We start from the raw sequence: 14,598 nt of genomic DNA, 5'->3' as shown, positions 1-14,598 counted from the left end.
ACGGGAAAACCGCTTTTTATCATGGGATTATAGGTTAGCTAATTCATTGCTGAATGGGGTCAAGTCACCAATATTGTTGCTGACCCATTCAGTGTTGTAATAAGTATCCAGATAACGTTCGCCACTGTCACACAGTAAGGTCACGATGGCACCGGTTTTACCTTGCTCACGCATCTGCTTGGCTAACTGCAAGGCTCCCCAGACGTTAGTGCCAGTTGAAGCCCCAACTTTGCGCCCCAGGATACCTTCCAGCCAATGAATCGTTGCCACACTGGCGGCATCAGGCACACGCAACATGCTGTCGATCACTTCCGGAATAAACGAAGGTTCAGCCCGTGGACGGCCAATCCCTTCAATGCGGCTACCACAACTGCCGGTTACCGTGCGATCACGATTGCAAAAACAGTCATAAAATACCGAATTTTCCGGATCAACTACCACCAGTTGCGTATCATGCCCTTGGTAGCGAATGTAGCGGCCCAATGTGGCTGAGGTACCGCCAGTGCCAGCACTCATCACGATATAGTCGGGGACCGTGAACGGTTCTCGCGCCATTTGGCGGAAGATGCTATCGGCAATATTATTATTGCCGCGCCAGTCGGTAGCACGTTCGGCATAAGTGAACTGATCCATGTAATGGCCGTTTAGGTCATGTGCCAATTGTTCTGAGGCGGCATAAATCTGCCCGGCGCTCTCAACAAAATGGCAGCGGCCACCGTAGAAGGTGATCTGTTCAACTTTGCGCCGTGCCGTGCAGCTTGGCATAACAGCAATGAAGGGTAAGCCTATCAACCGGGCAAAGTAGGCTTCAGATACCGCAGTGCTGCCGGATGAAGCCTCAATGATGGTTGTCCCTTCGGTTATCCACCCATTACATAAGCCATATAAAAACAGTGAGCGTGCCAGACGGTGTTTCAAACTGCCCGTCGGGTGGGTGCTTTCATCTTTTAAATAAAGATAGATGCCGGGAAACGCCGGTAAATTTAAGCGGATCAGGTGAGTATCAGCGGAGCGTTGAAAATCAGCTTCTATTTCACTGATAGCATTTTTTACCCAAGTATTGGTCATATTATGGCCTGCGATGTCGGGAGTTAACTAATGATGACTAGAGTAACGGTTAGCAAAGAAAAAAACGTTGCCATTTTTACTTCTTTATCGCCAAATGGTAGAAATTTATTCTATCGGTGATCGATATGTTAGATAAAACAGACCGCAAGTTACTCCGTATGCTGCAAGAAGACTGCACGCAATCACTGCAAGTACTGGCTGAAGCCGTTAATCTGACCTCGACGCCTTGCTGGAAACGCTTGAAACGCCTGGAGGATGAGGGATTTATTCGCGGGCGGGTGGCGTTACTGGATAGCGAAAAGTTAGGATTAGGATTGACGGCATTTGTACTGATCAAGACGCAGCAGCATAATAGTGGCTGGTATCAGGAGTTTGTTGAATTTACTAAGCAAATGCCTGAGGTGTTAGCATTTTACCGTATGGCAGGTGAATTTGATTATCTTATGCAGGTCGAAGTTGCTGATATGAAAAGTTACGATAGTTTTTACAAACGTATGGTGAACGGCGTACCGGGGCTGATTGATGTGACATCGAGTTTTGCGATGGAGAAGATTAAATACACCACGGTACTACCTGTCCCCGAGTGAATACTGTTTTAGCAAGGGTATTCTCGTTTAGCGGGAAGAACATCCCTCTAATTTGTTGTTAGACCAGGAATAAAACCGAGTGAGACTGTTTGCACAATTAGGCTGGTATTTCCGCCGAGAATGGCGTCGCTATGTAGGTGCGGTGCTGTTGCTGATTATTATTGCAGTTCTGCAATTATTGCCACCTAAGCTGGTAGGGGTAATTGTGGATGGCATTAGCGCTAAACAGATGTCCGCCGATAGGTTACTGGTGTGGATTGGTGTCATGCTAGTGACTGCGGTGGTGGTTTATCTGCTGCGTTATGTCTGGCGAGTGCTCTTATTCGGTGCGTCTTATCAATTGGCCGTGGAGTTACGGGCTAATTTCTATCGCCAACTTAGTCGGCAGGCTCCTGGCTTCTATCAGCGTCATCGCACTGGTGATTTGATGGCCCGAGCGACCAACGATGTCGACCGCGTGGTTTTTGCCGCAGGCGAGGGGGTGCTAACGTTGGTTGATTCACTGGTGATGGGCTGCGCGGTATTGATTGTGATGAGTACCCAAATTAGCTGGCAATTAACCCTGCTATCACTGTTACCGATGCCTGTGATGGCGGTGGTGATCAAATATTACGGCGACCAACTGCATCAACGTTTCAAATCAGCCCAAGGCGCTTTCTCAATGCTCAATAATCAGGCGCAAGAAAGCCTCACCAGTATCCGCATGATTAAGGCCTTTGGGCTGGAAGAGAGTCAGTCGCAGCAGTTTGCGCAGGTGGCATCAGAGGCCGGTGCCAGAAATATGTATGTGGCACGTATTGATGCCCGTTTTGATCCGACTATTTATATTGCTATCGGTGTTGCCAATTTATTAGCCATTGGCGGCGGTAGTTGGATGGTGGTTAACCACAGTATTACCTTGGGGCAATTAACCAGTTTTGTGATGTATCTGGGGCTGATGATCTGGCCGATGCTGGCATTGGCCTGGATGTTTAATATCGTGGAACGCGGGAGTGCCGCCTATAGTCGCATTCGCAGTTTGCTCGAAGAAGCGCCGGTGGTTAAAGACGGTGATATCGAATTATCTGACGGGCGCGGCACATTAACGGTAAATATTCGCCATTTTCATTATCCTGCCACTGAACAACCGGCATTACATGATGTGGCGCTGAAATTGGTTCCAGGCCAAATGCTGGGGCTGTGCGGGCCAACTGGTTCAGGTAAAAGTACCTTATTGGCACTGATTCAGCGGCAATTTGATGTAGATGATGGTGCCATTTGTTATCAAGGGCATCCGCTGGCGGATCTGCGTTTAAATGATTGGCGTGGCCGTTTATCGGTGGTCAGTCAGACCCCTTTCCTGTTCTCCGATACTGTTGCTGGTAATATTGCTTTGGGTAAACCTGACGCCACACCAGCGCAGATTGAGCGGGCCGCTCGTTTAGCCAGTGTGCATGAGGATATTTTGCGTCTGCCCCAAGGTTATGACACCGAGGTTGGTGAGCGTGGCGTGATGCTCTCTGGTGGGCAGAAACAGCGTATTTCTATTGCCAGAGCACTGCTGTTAGAGACCGAAATCCTCATTCTTGATGATGCTCTTTCCGCCGTTGATGGCCAGACCGAATATCAAATTCTGAAAAACCTGCGTGAGTGGGGAGAGTATCGCACGGTGATTATCAGCGCGCATCGTCTCTCCGCGTTGACCGAGGCCAGCGAAATTCTGGTGATGCAGCATGGCACGGTGGTGCAGCGCGGAGCACATAACTTATTGGTCAATCAATCCGGTTGGTACCGGGAGATGTACCGTTATCAGCAATTAGAGGCCGCACTGGACGAGGGTGAGCCAGAGGTGCCAGCAGATGAGTAAGGTTCAGCAACTTTGGCCGACACTAAAACGCCTGCTTTCCTATGGTTCCGCATACCGTAAGCCGTTGGGGTTGGCGGTATTGATGTTGTGGATAGCGGCGGCCGCAGAAGTCAGTGGCCCGCTGCTTATCAGCTATTTCATTGACCATGTGGTGGCAAAAGGCACTCTTCCGCTAGGGTTGGTTAGTGGTTTGGCATTCGCTTATCTGTTGCTGCAACTGTTGGCGGCAGCATTGCACTATTTTCAAGCATTGTTGTTTAATCGCGCGGCCGTTGGTGTGGTGCAACGCCTGCGAATTGAAGTGATGGATGCCGCTTTGCGTCAACCACTCAGCGCGTTTGATACTCAACCGGTAGGGCAATTGATTTCCCGTGTAACCAACGATACCGAAGTTATCAAAGATTTGTATGTCATGGTGGTGTCGACGGTATTGAAAAGTGCGGCATTAATTGGTGCGATGCTGGTGGCGATGTTCAGTTTGGATTGGCGCATGGCGCTGATTTCTATTTGTATCTTCCCGGCAGTGCTGGTGGTTATGGCGATTTATCAGCGCTACAGTACGCCGATCGTGCGCCGTGTAAGGGCTTATCTGGCTGATATTAACGACGGTTTTAATGAAGTCATCAATGGGATGAGCGTCATTCAGCAATTCCGCCAACAGGCCCGATTTGGCGAACGGATGGCATCAGCCAGTCGCGCCCACTACGTTGCGCGTATGCAGACACTGCGGCTGGAGGGCTTTTTATTACGCCCATTATTAAGCCTATTTTCAGCACTGGTGTTATGTGGTTTATTGCTGTTATTTGGCTTCAGCTCGGAAGGTTCGGTTGGGGTTGGTGTCCTGTATGCCTTCATTAATTACCTTGGCCGCCTGAATGAACCATTAATTGAATTGACTTCACAGCAATCAGTCTTGCAGCAAGCCGTGGTTGCGGGCGAACGCATTTTTGACCTGATGGATCGCGCTCAACAGGGTTATGGCACCGATGATCGCCCTCTGACCAGTGGCCGTATTCAGGTTAATAATGTCAGTTTTGCGTATCGTAGCGACAAGATGGTGCTGCAAAACATCTCTCTTGATGTGCCCTCACGCGGTTTTATCGCGTTGGTGGGGCATACCGGCAGTGGCAAGAGTACGTTAGCTAACCTGCTGATGGGTTATTATCCGGTCGTGCATGGTGAGATATTGCTCGATGGGCGGTCGTTGTCGGGGTTATCTCACCAAACTCTGCGTCATGGGGTGGCTATGGTGCAGCAGGACCCAGTGGTATTGGCTGACTCGTTTTTTGCCAATGTGACGCTGGGGCGTGATATCAGTGAGCAGCAAGTGTGGGATGCACTTGAAACGGTGCAATTGGCACCGTTAGTTCGCGCCTTACCTGACGGTTTGCACAGTTTGCTGGGTGAGCAAGGCAATACGTTGTCTGTGGGGCAAAAGCAGTTGCTGGCGATGGCGCGGGTGTTGGTGCAGACGCCGCAAATCCTGATCCTCGACGAAGCAACCGCTAATATTGACTCTGGCACCGAGCAGGCGATACAGCGAGCGTTGCAGTTGATTCGCCAAAATACCACGCTGGTGGTCATCGCCCATCGCCTTTCAACCATTGTCGATGCTGATACTATTTTGGTGTTGCATCGCGGTGTCGCGGTTGAACAAGGTAAGCATCAGGCATTGCTGGCTGCTCATGGGCGCTATTATCAGATGTACCAATTGCAGTTAGTCAGTGAAGACTTGGCCGCAATTGATCAAGTTGAAAGCGCGGTGGGTTAACAAAATTCCGTTGGGGCTGAAGGTCATGGCCCCATCTTTCCCATAACCCTACGGCTACGATGCTATCGCTCTATTAATGCACATCTATGATGACTGGAGCACCCTAATCAGGCAGAGCAATTGTGCAGCGAAGGGCGCACGCACTTTTGTGACGCATATCGCACTCTTTTGGTGCGCAAAAACTGCTCACTGCCATCGCTAATCTCATATCTCCTCTGAATCAGTCCGTTTGACCTGCCTGTATCTGCCATTTCGACGCTAAATCATGGTCTGCTCAATTTGTGGCATAGCCTTTGCTTTATTTGTTTTGTGGCAGGCATGTGTTGGTGGCGGAGATAAATTCGACTTAACTCGAGAAGGGGAAAATATGAAGCTGGTTACCGTGGTGATAAAACCATTCAAACTCGAGGATGTGCGTGAAGCCTTATCCTCTGTGGGTATTCAGGGGCTGACCGTAACCGAAGTCAAAGGATTTGGTCGTCAGAAAGGACATGCAGAACTCTATCGGGGAGCGGAATACAGCGTCAATTTCTTACCTAAAGTAAAAATTGATGTCGCGATTGCCGACGACCAATTGGATGAAGTGATTGATGTGATCAGTAAGGCGGCCTACACCGGCAAGATTGGTGATGGCAAAATTTTCGTTGCTGAATTGCAACGTGTTATTCGCATCCGTACTGGCGAAACAGACGAATCAGCACTGTAATTTGTAGGCTCAAATTGAGTGAATAGGGATGGGTTGATGATGAAAAAACTTTTATCCATGTTGGGCCTGAGTACGGTAGCGATGCTGCCTTCTTTGGCAATGGCCGCAGCCCCGGCTGTGGCTGATAAAGCAGATAATGCTTTTATGATGATCTGTACCGCTTTAGTTTTGTTTATGACTGTCCCCGGTATTGCCCTGTTCTACGGTGGCCTACTGCGCTCTAAAAACGTGTTGTCGATGATGACGCAGGTGATGGTGAGTTTTGCGCTGGTGTGCGTTCTGTGGATTCTCTACGGTTACAGCCTGGCATTTAGTGCCGGTAACGCTTTCTTCGGTGGTTTTGATATGGCAATGCTGAAAGGTATTGGCCTGACCAGCTTGAGTGGCACCTTCTATCAATATATCCATGTGGTATTTCAGGCGTCATTTGCCTGTATCACGGTGGCATTGGTGGTGGGATCATTCGCTGAACGTATTCGTTTCTCTGCGGTATTAATCTTTGCGGCGCTGTGGTTCACCTTCTCCTATCTGCCAATGGCGCATATGGTGTGGGGCGGCGGTTTCCTGGCAATGGATGGTGCGCTGGACTTTGCTGGCGGCACCGTTGTACACATTAATGCGGCGATTGCGGGCTTGGTCGGCGCTTATTTACTGGGCAAACGCGCCGGTTTCGGCAAAGAAGCATTCAAACCGCATAACTTACCGATGGTGTTTACCGGCACTGCCATTTTGTATATTGGCTGGTTTGGTTTCAATGCCGGTTCAGCCAGTGCAGCCAACGAAATTGCGGCACTTGCCTTCCTAAATACCGTGGTCGCCACTGCCGGGGCTATTTTGTCCTGGGTATTTGCCGAATGGATTTTACGCGGCAAGCCTTCATTGTTGGGCGCATGTTCAGGATGTATCGCAGGTTTGGTTGCGATCACTCCCGCGGCAGGTACGGTGGGTGTCGGGGGCGCACTGATTATCGGCTTGGTCGGGGGTGTTGCTGGTCTGTGGGGCGTGGTTCTGCTAAAGAAATGGCTGCGTGTAGATGATACCTGTGATGTGTTTGGTATCCACGGCGTTTGTGGGATTATCGGCTGTATCTTAACCGGCGTTTTCACCTCTGCTTCATTGGGCGGTACAGGTTATGCTGCGGGTGTCACGATGGGTCATCAGGTCGGTGTCCAGTTATTCAGCGTCGGTGTATGTCTGGTTTGGTCTGGTGTTGTTGCCTTCGTTGCCTTCAAAATCGCTGATTTGGTTGTGGGCCTGAGGGTGCCAGAAGAACAAGAACGCGAAGGGTTGGATGTTAATAGCCACGGCGAAAATGCTTATAATCAGTAAGTTATAAATGTCAGGAAATAAATAATAAGAAAGTAAAAGGGGCGATGAAGAGATCGCCCCTTATCTATTTGGCCGGTATCAACGATGTAATCGGATAACCCCTTCCTGCACTGTCGAGGCCACCAATACACCTTTACGGTTGTATATCTGCCCGCGAACAAAGCCGCGTGCGCCAGAGGCTGAGGTGCTTTCTACCGCATAAAGCAGCCAATCATCCAAACGGAATGGCCGGTGGAACCACATAGAATGGTCAATGGTGGCAATTTGCACGCCTGGCTCAAGGAAACCGATGCCGTGAGGTTGCAAGGCGGTAGGCAGGAAATTGAAATCTGAGGCATACCCCAGTAAATATTGATGAACCGATAAATCATTTGGCATGGTGCCGTTAGCACGGAACCAGACAGCGCGATGCGGTTCGGCCACTTCGCCTTGCAGCGGGTTGTGGAACTTTACCGGGCGCATTTCAATGGGCTGATGGCCAATAAATTTTTCCCGCACTTTTTCAGGAATTAAATGAGCAAACTTATGGGCAATGTCAGTTTCAGACATCAAACCTTGAGGTGGCGGCACATTCGGCATGGTGTTTTGGTGTTCGAAACCGGCTTCCTGGCTTTGGAATGAGGCCGTCATATAGAAGATGGGCTTGCCATTTTGAATCGCGCTGACCCGACGGGCGCTAAAACTGGTGCCATCGCGCAGGGTTTCTACATCATAGATTATGGGTTTGCTGCTGTCGCCGGGGCGCAAAAAATAGCTGTGGAAAGAGTGGGCATCGCGTTCTGCGGGCACCGTCTGCTTGGCTGCATAAATAGCCTGACCCACCACTTGGCCACCAAAGACCTGACGCAAGCCCAAGTCTTCACTTTGGCCACGGAATATCCCTTCCTCAATCTTTTCCAGAGAGAGTAGTTCGAGCAGTTTTTGTAATGGCTGGCTCATGTTGTGGCCTCTGATAATTGAGTTCATACACAGTGTGCTGAATCTGCTGGTCAGTCGTCAATATATTGCGGTGAAAGCCAAATTTGTTGCTGATTTTCTGATAAGGAATCGTCTGATAAATAGCTTAATCGGGTATGAACTGATAATAAATAGCACTTTGTGCTATAATTAGCTTGCTAGGTGGTTGAAGCCACTTATTAAACGCAAGCTTATGTCAATAGCCTGCATCTTAATAATAAGAAGGAGTGCGACCTATGAAACCTTGGCAACCAATGAAATTCTGGCAGATAGTGGGTGGTGCAGCCGTTGTGGTCAGCTTGGCCGGTTGTGTTCATCAAGGGACTCATGTTGCGGAACCCGCGCCCGCAGGCTCATCAACGGCGAACGCCGCTATTGCACAACCGGCGGTGAAGGGGACCGTGAATATCCGCGAGCGCGTAGCATTACCACCCGATGCGGTAGTGACCGTCACGCTGTCGGATGCTTCACTGGCTGATGCACCATCACGGGTGATTAGTCAGAAAGCGATGCGCACTGAGGGTAAGCAGGCACCGTTTAATTACATTTTGCCGTTTAACCCAGCAGAGATTCAGCCAAATGCACGGATAATCGTCAGTGCAGCCGTTACCCATAACGGGCGGCTATTGTTTATCACTGATACCATTGCGGAAGTGATAAACCGTGGTGCAGGCACCCAGGCTAATTTGTTGCTGGTTCCTGTTACCTCTGTCGCAATTGAGACAACGCCTCTGGCAGCATCGACACTGGGCGCTGCGACCATACAGTAATCCCCCGCACGCATAAACTGACATAGCACCGCAGGCTACTCGTTATCCTGTGGCGCTATTTTGTTCGGTTTTTCCAACGATACTGTGGTAAATCAACCCGGCCAGCCGCATCCATTTCTATTCCTTCGGCCTGTAGCGCCTTCTTTTGCCTCAGGTAATCTTCGCCGGTTAGCGATATTTCACCATAACGGTTGATCACCCGGAACCAAGGCAGCGTCGAGCCTTCAGGTAAGCGTTTCAATACGCCACCCACCTGCCTGGCCGCTCTGGGGGAGCCGATGAGTTGCGCAATATCGCCATAAGTTGCTACCTGACCATGAGGAATAGCCGCAACCACATAGAATACCCGCTGACGAAAGCTGTCCTGATGGGGCGGAGTGTCTTGCCGGGCGGCGTCAGACCCATTTTGATCCACGCTAGCGTATTTTGATGGCATCACCGCCTCCTGTTACTTGCCATTAGCCGTTACCTGCATAAAGGCTATCATCGGCGATTTTAGTGTCTGAGGAAAATAGATTTAGCGCTAAGCTGATGAAGGCTGGACAAGAAAGCACCGGTCAGCGCGTGTTGCCTTGCTATTTGCTGGCTCATGGTCGATAATGCCCACCGCTCCAGAGTTTAGGGGCCGTCAACGTCAATGGAGGCCCTGTTGGTTCTCCCGCAACACTAACTTGTGAACTCGGTCAGATCCGGAAGGAAGCAGCCGTAGCAGGCGAGGTGTGTGCCGGGATGTAGCTGGCAGGGCCTCCACCATTTCTGTAGCTTCATTTATTAACCACTCAGTGCCACTCGCACTACTATTACCTCCTTTTGTTATCTATTTGATGGGTACCTTGACCTGTTTAACTGTTGTATTGCTAACTGTCTGACATGCTTTGCATCAATATCACCCGATGGGCGTTATTCTTATCCTCTGGGATTTTATTTTATCGATAAGACATTGTTGTGGCATATGTTAATGCATCGGTAAATTGTAACCGGGAATGGGATTTTTCTTATTATGTAATGAAGTATGTTTCTATGTGGGTTTTTAGTAAGCTAAATATAACGGACTAATAATATGTTTCAATTATCGGCTATTAACTAAAATTGAATAAATTGGAAAGTTCCTAGCTACTTTACTTAAATGCTCTTACATAAGTCTGATGACTCAGGTGTTTTACCTAAACTCGGGGTACACAATAACGCAGGATTGAAATTTGCTTTCAATACCGTCACTTAATCAATAAGTCATCAAAAATTAAAACACTTACTCACCACCGAACTCATTGAAGCCGATAGCGATTATCGGCTCAACGTTGTGTGTCTTAACCAGCGTTAAGCAGACTATTTCACATGTTGCCAGACAGTAGGTGGGATTTTATCATAAAGCTTATTCATTGTTAGCTCAGCCAGACGGTGGTCCGCAGCAGAGTAAAACAATTCCAACTCATCATCAGAAAGCTCATACTTATTTTTTTCAATTACACGTTCCAGCGTATCAATAGTCGTACATTTTCTTAAACGCATCAGGTAGTCAGTTTTTGTCATGGTGGTTTTTCTTCTCGATATACAAATTAATATAGGGAAACTATCCCTTAAGTTTTCATCAGGGTACAGATGTATTCCCCTGAGAAAAGTCTGAATAAACGCTCTTTAGTTTTTTGCCAGCGGTGCAATTCGGGATCATTGATGCCATAACTACTAAACAGAGTATAAGTATCGTCTAAATATTCTTCCACTAACTCTGACAAATCGCCGTCATCTGGGTATTTTATTTTAAAACTCATCACAAATGAAGCTATATGCTCGATCAAATCATTAAGCTGAAGGTTTACCGCAGATGTAGGATCATTTACCCAGCCATGATGGCTATCGCCAAGGGTTGCAATGCCTTCATCATACAGGTTTTCGCATAAAAATTTCAACTGGGCAATGTCATGCCGCTTAGGCGAGTACTCATCCATATCATCCCCTCCGTAAAGACTTAATTCGGTGTTGATAACACAATGTGAGTAGATTGATAATCGTATAAACGCAGAGGCTTATCTTTAAACTAAATAAACTTGCCATACTATGAATATAAATCATTTCTCCACTCGCCGCGTAACTTTATTACTTAATCTTACAATTCATCTGCGGTTGAAGGTCTGTCGTTGTTAATTATATCAAAGAGAATTCTTTTGGGATGTACAATAAATGTTACAGCGTTCGTTAGAAGTTCTTCAGTATTGATATCCAGACATGCGTTAAAGATATACCACTGATATCGGTAAGTCATTGAATAACGGTTATCTTCGATATGCATAATCTCAAGGATCTCTAATGAACCCGGTGTATAGTGCGCATCTTCCGAATAATACATTAACCCGGAAACAAAACTTTCTTCGATTGTATGGATATTATTTCGGATAACATTTTTCAGTAATGAGATCGGGTAATGACCTGAAGTGAAGTCGCCAGCTATTTCATTGTTCATTAATTGTCCGTTTATGATAGTGGGAATAATTCATTTTCGCCGGGCAATACTCAAAAGAATGTACTGTTTTTTTCGATAGTAACTACTTACATGATTTAAATCAGAAAACTCAAGATAAATGAGATTTTCAACACATGCTGCCATTTAAGCCATCATGGCGTTATTTGAGCCATCATTCCTCGATAAAATAACATCCTATAAATAGGATTTCCCATATTAAAGTCTATTACTAACAGTAAATCTAACATTTCGCTCTATTAAGCTAGAAGGCATTGTGGGTTTGGTCAAGAAGGGGCGGTTTTGCATCCGTTCATGCAAGCTGTAACGATACGGTTTGCTATGTTTAAAGTCTGACAAATACTCAGGGCCACTTGAATTTGGTTATCTTATGTGATGTTATAATGTATCACTTAATGTTCAATCATTTTCGCTATGAATAAACAGGCTTTCCTTACCCGATTAAATTCTCTGCCTTATTGGACGCTATTTTCACTACCCTCATTGCAGCGTGTAGCAGGAGTCGCTTTACTGTGCCTGCTGTTATGGTGCGCCATCATTTGGGCGAATGTATTACCATGATAAATCTGGAAAATATTGCACTGGGTTATGAGCGAGAGGCTCTGACACCCCCGTTAACGGGTTGCTTTAGGAAGGGGTCATTGACTGCGGTTATTGGTGCCAATGGTACCGGTAAATCGACATTACTTAAAACGTTGGCCGGGTTACAGCCTGCGCTCTCAGGGAAAATGACGTTCACTTGCGGGAAATCGCCTCAAATTGCCTATCTTCCTCAACAGGCTGAATTGGATAAGCAGTTTCCGATCGTAGTGCAAGATGTGGTGGCGATGGGGTGCTGGCCGCAATGTGGGTTACTCGCTGGGCTGAGCCACCTATCACGACAACGTATCGAGCAGGCGTTGGATACCGTTGGGATGGTTGATATGGCACGCCGACCTGTTGCCGAACTGTCGGGGGGGCAGTTGCAACGGGTATTATTCGCGCGCGTATTAGTACAGCAGGCGCAATTGATTTTGTTGGATGAACCTTTTAGCGGTATTGACAGCCAGACGGTGCAACTTTTACTCGCAGTCATCCATCAGTTACATACTGAAGGCCGCACTATTATTGCGGTGTTGCATGATATGTCGATGGTTGCAGATCATTTTACAGAGGCATTGTGGTTAACGCCCCAACACTATGATTGGCAGCAATCGGCCCGGGTTCTTGCGCGGTTACATCAATCACAGCATACCTCTTGTCCCCTTTCCTCAGTATTGCGTCAGCCCGAATCTCAGGCGGTTATCAATTTATGATGGTATTTCATTTGCTTACCGATCCTTTTGTTGACTTCGGTTTTATGCGACGGGCGTTGGTTGCGTGTCTGGCATTGTCACTTAGTGCAGCGCCACTTGGGGTTTTCTTATTATTGCGACGAATGAGTCTGGTAGGCGATGCTTTGTCTCACGCGGTATTGCCCGGTGCGGCTATCGGCTATTTGATCTCCGGCATGTCGCTGGTGGCGATGGGGATAGGGGGGTTTATTGCTGGTTTGGCGGTGGCTATGATGTCTGGTTGGGTGAGCCGCCGGACATTATTAAAGGAAGATGCCAGTTTTGCGGGTTTTTATCTTGGTTCACTGGCGTTAGGGGTCACATTGGTTTCGCTGCGCGGTTCCAATATGGATCTGCTACATGTTTTGTTTGGTTCTATTCTGGCGGTCGATAGAGAAGCCATGACGCTGGTCGGCGCGATTACCACCGTGTCGATGCTGGTTTTAGCGGCTATTTATCGTGCGCTGGTGATTGAGTCATTTGATCCGGTCTTTCTGCGCGTCAGTATGGGCCGCTGGTTGATGGTGGTACACGCCTTGTTTCTCTCATTGGTGGTTATCAATCTGGTCGCCGGATTTCAGATCCTTGGTACGTTAATGTCAGTAGGATTAATGATGTTACCGGCTGCCAGCGCCCGTTTCTGGGCAAAAAACCTACCAAATACGCTGGTTGTCGCCATGTTGATTGGTGTGGCTGCTAGTGTTATCGGCCTGCTCTGGTCGTATTACGCATCATTACCCGCCGGGCCTGCCATTGTGCTCAGTGCCAGTTTTATCTTCTTTTTGTCTATTTTATTTGGAACGCGTGGTGGTGTTTTGACTGCCGCGCGCCGTTGAGAAGTGCCTGTTATTAAAGGAGAGTTAAATGAAACGTTTACCTATTGGTTTGGCGGTAGCTGCCCTGCTGTCAAGCCCGTTGGCAATGGCTAAAGTCGTCGAAGCGGTAGCCAGCTTTTCTATTTTGGGTGATATCGTCCAGCAGGTGGGGGGCGAACATGTCAATGTGGTCACACTGGTTGGGCCGAATGGCGATCCGCATGGTTTTTCACCGTCACCGAAGGACAGTAAGCAGATAGCGAAAGCGGATGTGGTATTTATCAGTGGTTTGGGGCTGGAAGGGTGGCTGGAGCGTTTGGTTACCGCATCTGGCTATAAAGGTCAGGTCATTACGGCTTCACATGGGGTTGATAGCCGCAAAATGGATGAAGAGGGTAAAACTGTCACAGACCCTCATGCATGGAACAGTATGGCGAATGGTATCAAATATGCTAACAATGTAATGAATGCTTTGATTGCAGCAGATCCCGCAGATGCTGATTATTTCCGCAAACGTGGTGGAGAGTACATTCAGCACTTGGAAAAGCTGGATGCTTTTGCGAAAGCGCAGTTTGCCGCAATTCCCGCACAACAGCGTAAAGTGCTGACCAGCCACGATGCTTTCGGCTATTTCGGCCAAGAGTATGGGGTTACTTTCTTGTCACCTGTCGGTTTCTCAACTGAAGCTGAAGCCAGCGCTAGCGATGTGGCTGGCTTGATCAGGCAAATCAAACAAGAAAAAGTAAAAACCTATTTTATTGAGAATCAGACCGATCCCCGCCTGGTAAAACAAATTGCCGCAGCCAGCGGTGCTCAGGCGGGAGGCGAGCTTTATCCTGAGGCATTGTCCCTAGCCGATGGCCCGGCAGCGACATATACCGACGCTTTTAAACACAATGTGGATACTCTCGTGAAGAGCATGAAGTAATGGTGTAAACATGAGTGCTGGCCTCTGATTTG

General features: G+C 48.1%; 15 protein-coding genes and 1 other RNA gene. 10 read left to right on the top strand and 6 right to left on the bottom strand.

Annotated elements, in window-relative coordinates:
• Positions 1-27: 27 nt before the first annotated feature.
• Positions 28-1,068 (bottom strand): PLP-dependent cysteine synthase family protein, encoded by a 1,041-nt coding sequence (locus tag AT01_RS07115; RefSeq protein ID WP_004703348.1) that lies wholly within the window; start codon positions 1,066-1,068, stop codon positions 28-30.
• 125 nt (positions 1,069-1,193) lie between these two features.
• Between AT01_RS07115 and AT01_RS07110 the strand changes: the two genes are divergently transcribed.
• From AT01_RS07110 to amtB, 5 genes are all read left to right on the top strand, one after another.
• Positions 1,194-1,655, top strand: coding sequence for an Lrp/AsnC family transcriptional regulator (locus AT01_RS07110; RefSeq protein ID WP_042546630.1), 462 nt, complete (start codon positions 1,194-1,196; stop codon positions 1,653-1,655).
• A 79-nt stretch (positions 1,656-1,734) separates the two neighbouring features.
• A complete protein-coding gene (locus AT01_RS07105) occupies positions 1,735-3,501 on the top strand; it encodes a SmdA family multidrug ABC transporter permease/ATP-binding protein (RefSeq protein ID WP_042546629.1) in 1,767 nt (588 codons plus the stop codon).
• On the top strand, positions 3,494-5,272 hold the full coding sequence (locus AT01_RS07100; protein ID WP_042546628.1) for a SmdB family multidrug efflux ABC transporter permease/ATP-binding protein: 1,779 nt from the start codon (positions 3,494-3,496) through the stop codon (positions 5,270-5,272). The genes AT01_RS07105 and AT01_RS07100 overlap by 8 nt, the downstream gene beginning before the upstream one ends.
• Positions 5,273-5,639: 367 nt before the next feature.
• Complete coding sequence (gene glnK, locus AT01_RS07095; RefSeq protein WP_042546627.1) at positions 5,640-5,978, top strand: P-II family nitrogen regulator; 339 nt, start codon at positions 5,640-5,642, stop codon at positions 5,976-5,978.
• 39 nt (positions 5,979-6,017) lie between these two features.
• The gene (amtB, locus tag AT01_RS07090; RefSeq protein WP_042548538.1) at positions 6,018-7,307 is read left to right on the top strand and encodes an ammonium transporter AmtB; all 1,290 of its coding nucleotides are present in this window, start codon (positions 6,018-6,020) and stop codon (positions 7,305-7,307) included.
• Positions 7,308-7,385: 78 nt separating this feature from the next.
• Here amtB and tesB read toward each other — a convergent pair whose 3' ends face one another.
• A complete protein-coding gene (tesB, locus tag AT01_RS07085) occupies positions 7,386-8,246 on the bottom strand; it encodes an acyl-CoA thioesterase II (RefSeq protein WP_042546626.1) in 861 nt (286 codons plus the stop codon).
• 254 nt (positions 8,247-8,500) lie between these two features.
• On the opposite strand from tesB, the gene AT01_RS07080 reads away from it, so the two are divergent.
• Entirely contained in the window at positions 8,501-9,034 is a 534-nt protein-coding gene (locus tag AT01_RS07080) for a YbaY family lipoprotein (RefSeq protein ID WP_042546625.1), read from the top strand.
• 55 nt (positions 9,035-9,089) lie between these two features.
• Here AT01_RS07080 and AT01_RS07075 read toward each other — a convergent pair whose 3' ends face one another.
• Positions 9,090-9,470, bottom strand: a complete 381-nt coding sequence (locus tag AT01_RS07075) for an MGMT family protein (RefSeq protein WP_082039561.1) — start codon at positions 9,468-9,470, stop codon at positions 9,090-9,092.
• A gap of 211 nt (positions 9,471-9,681) precedes the next feature.
• Here AT01_RS07075 and ffs point away from each other — a divergent pair.
• Positions 9,682-9,778: signal recognition particle sRNA small type (gene ffs / locus AT01_RS20645), an RNA gene on the top strand.
• A 582-nt stretch (positions 9,779-10,360) separates the two neighbouring features.
• On the opposite strand, the gene ymoA is transcribed toward ffs, so the two are convergent.
• The 3 genes from ymoA to AT01_RS07060 form a co-directional block, all read right to left on the bottom strand.
• The gene (ymoA, locus tag AT01_RS07070; RefSeq protein ID WP_002208622.1) at positions 10,361-10,564 is read right to left on the bottom strand and encodes an expression modulating protein YmoA; all 204 of its coding nucleotides are present in this window, start codon (positions 10,562-10,564) and stop codon (positions 10,361-10,363) included.
• Between the two features lie 47 nt (positions 10,565-10,611).
• Positions 10,612-10,980, bottom strand: coding sequence for an Hha toxicity modulator TomB (tomB, locus tag AT01_RS07065; protein WP_004703332.1), 369 nt, complete (start codon positions 10,978-10,980; stop codon positions 10,612-10,614).
• Positions 10,981-11,138: 158 nt separating this feature from the next.
• Entirely contained in the window at positions 11,139-11,492 is a 354-nt protein-coding gene (locus tag AT01_RS07060) for a hypothetical protein (RefSeq protein WP_042546623.1), read from the bottom strand.
• A gap of 575 nt (positions 11,493-12,067) precedes the next feature.
• Here AT01_RS07060 and AT01_RS07055 point away from each other — a divergent pair.
• From AT01_RS07055 to AT01_RS07045, 3 genes are read left to right on the top strand one after another with little or no spacing between them, the layout of a single operon-like run.
• Positions 12,068-12,805, top strand: coding sequence for a metal ABC transporter ATP-binding protein (locus AT01_RS07055; RefSeq protein WP_042548537.1), 738 nt, complete (start codon positions 12,068-12,070; stop codon positions 12,803-12,805).
• Positions 12,802-13,659 carry a metal ABC transporter permease gene (locus AT01_RS07050; RefSeq protein WP_042546622.1) on the top strand — a complete coding sequence of 286 codons (858 nt, stop codon included), beginning with the start codon at positions 12,802-12,804 and terminating at the stop codon, positions 13,657-13,659. Before AT01_RS07055 ends, AT01_RS07050 begins: the two co-directional genes overlap by 4 nt.
• 28 nt (positions 13,660-13,687) lie before the next feature.
• Positions 13,688-14,566, top strand: a complete 879-nt coding sequence (locus tag AT01_RS07045) for a metal ABC transporter substrate-binding protein (RefSeq protein ID WP_004703326.1) — start codon at positions 13,688-13,690, stop codon at positions 14,564-14,566.
• Positions 14,567-14,598: the final 32 nt, after the last annotated feature.

This window comes from Yersinia aldovae 670-83 (genome assembly GCF_000834395.1).
In the GTDB taxonomy this organism is placed as follows: Bacteria; Pseudomonadota; Gammaproteobacteria; order Enterobacterales; family Enterobacteriaceae; genus Yersinia; species Yersinia aldovae.
The sequence above is the reverse complement of the archived record's forward strand: the minus strand, read 5'-3'. Positions and strand labels throughout refer to the sequence as shown.

What these genes read in the sequence shown, in the direction of transcription:
- AT01_RS07115 (WP_004703348.1), bottom strand. Translation starts at nt 1,068, where the DNA reads ATGACCAATACTTGGGTAAAAAATGCTATCAGTGAAATAGAAGCTGAT.
- AT01_RS07110 (WP_042546630.1), top strand. Translation starts at nt 1,194, where the DNA reads ATGTTAGATAAAACAGACCGCAAGTTACTCCGTATGCTGCAAGAAGAC.
- AT01_RS07100 (WP_042546628.1), top strand. Translation starts at nt 3,494, where the DNA reads ATGAGTAAGGTTCAGCAACTTTGGCCGACACTAAAACGCCTGCTTTCC.
- glnK (WP_042546627.1), top strand. Translation starts at nt 5,640, where the DNA reads ATGAAGCTGGTTACCGTGGTGATAAAACCATTCAAACTCGAGGATGTG.
- amtB (WP_042548538.1), top strand. Translation starts at nt 6,018, where the DNA reads ATGAAAAAACTTTTATCCATGTTGGGCCTGAGTACGGTAGCGATGCTG.
- tesB (WP_042546626.1), bottom strand. Translation starts at nt 8,246, where the DNA reads ATGAGCCAGCCATTACAAAAACTGCTCGAACTACTCTCTCTGGAAAAG.
- AT01_RS07080 (WP_042546625.1), top strand. Translation starts at nt 8,501, where the DNA reads ATGAAACCTTGGCAACCAATGAAATTCTGGCAGATAGTGGGTGGTGCA.
- AT01_RS07075 (WP_082039561.1), bottom strand. Translation starts at nt 9,470, where the DNA reads ATGCCATCAAAATACGCTAGCGTGGATCAAAATGGGTCTGACGCCGCC.
- ymoA (WP_002208622.1), bottom strand. Translation starts at nt 10,564, where the DNA reads ATGACAAAAACTGACTACCTGATGCGTTTAAGAAAATGTACGACTATT.
- tomB (WP_004703332.1), bottom strand. Translation starts at nt 10,980, where the DNA reads ATGGATGAGTACTCGCCTAAGCGGCATGACATTGCCCAGTTGAAATTT.
- AT01_RS07060 (WP_042546623.1), bottom strand. Translation starts at nt 11,492, where the DNA reads ATGAACAATGAAATAGCTGGCGACTTCACTTCAGGTCATTACCCGATC.
- AT01_RS07055 (WP_042548537.1), top strand. Translation starts at nt 12,068, where the DNA reads ATGATAAATCTGGAAAATATTGCACTGGGTTATGAGCGAGAGGCTCTG.
- AT01_RS07050 (WP_042546622.1), top strand. Translation starts at nt 12,802, where the DNA reads ATGATGGTATTTCATTTGCTTACCGATCCTTTTGTTGACTTCGGTTTT.
- AT01_RS07045 (WP_004703326.1), top strand. Translation starts at nt 13,688, where the DNA reads ATGAAACGTTTACCTATTGGTTTGGCGGTAGCTGCCCTGCTGTCAAGC.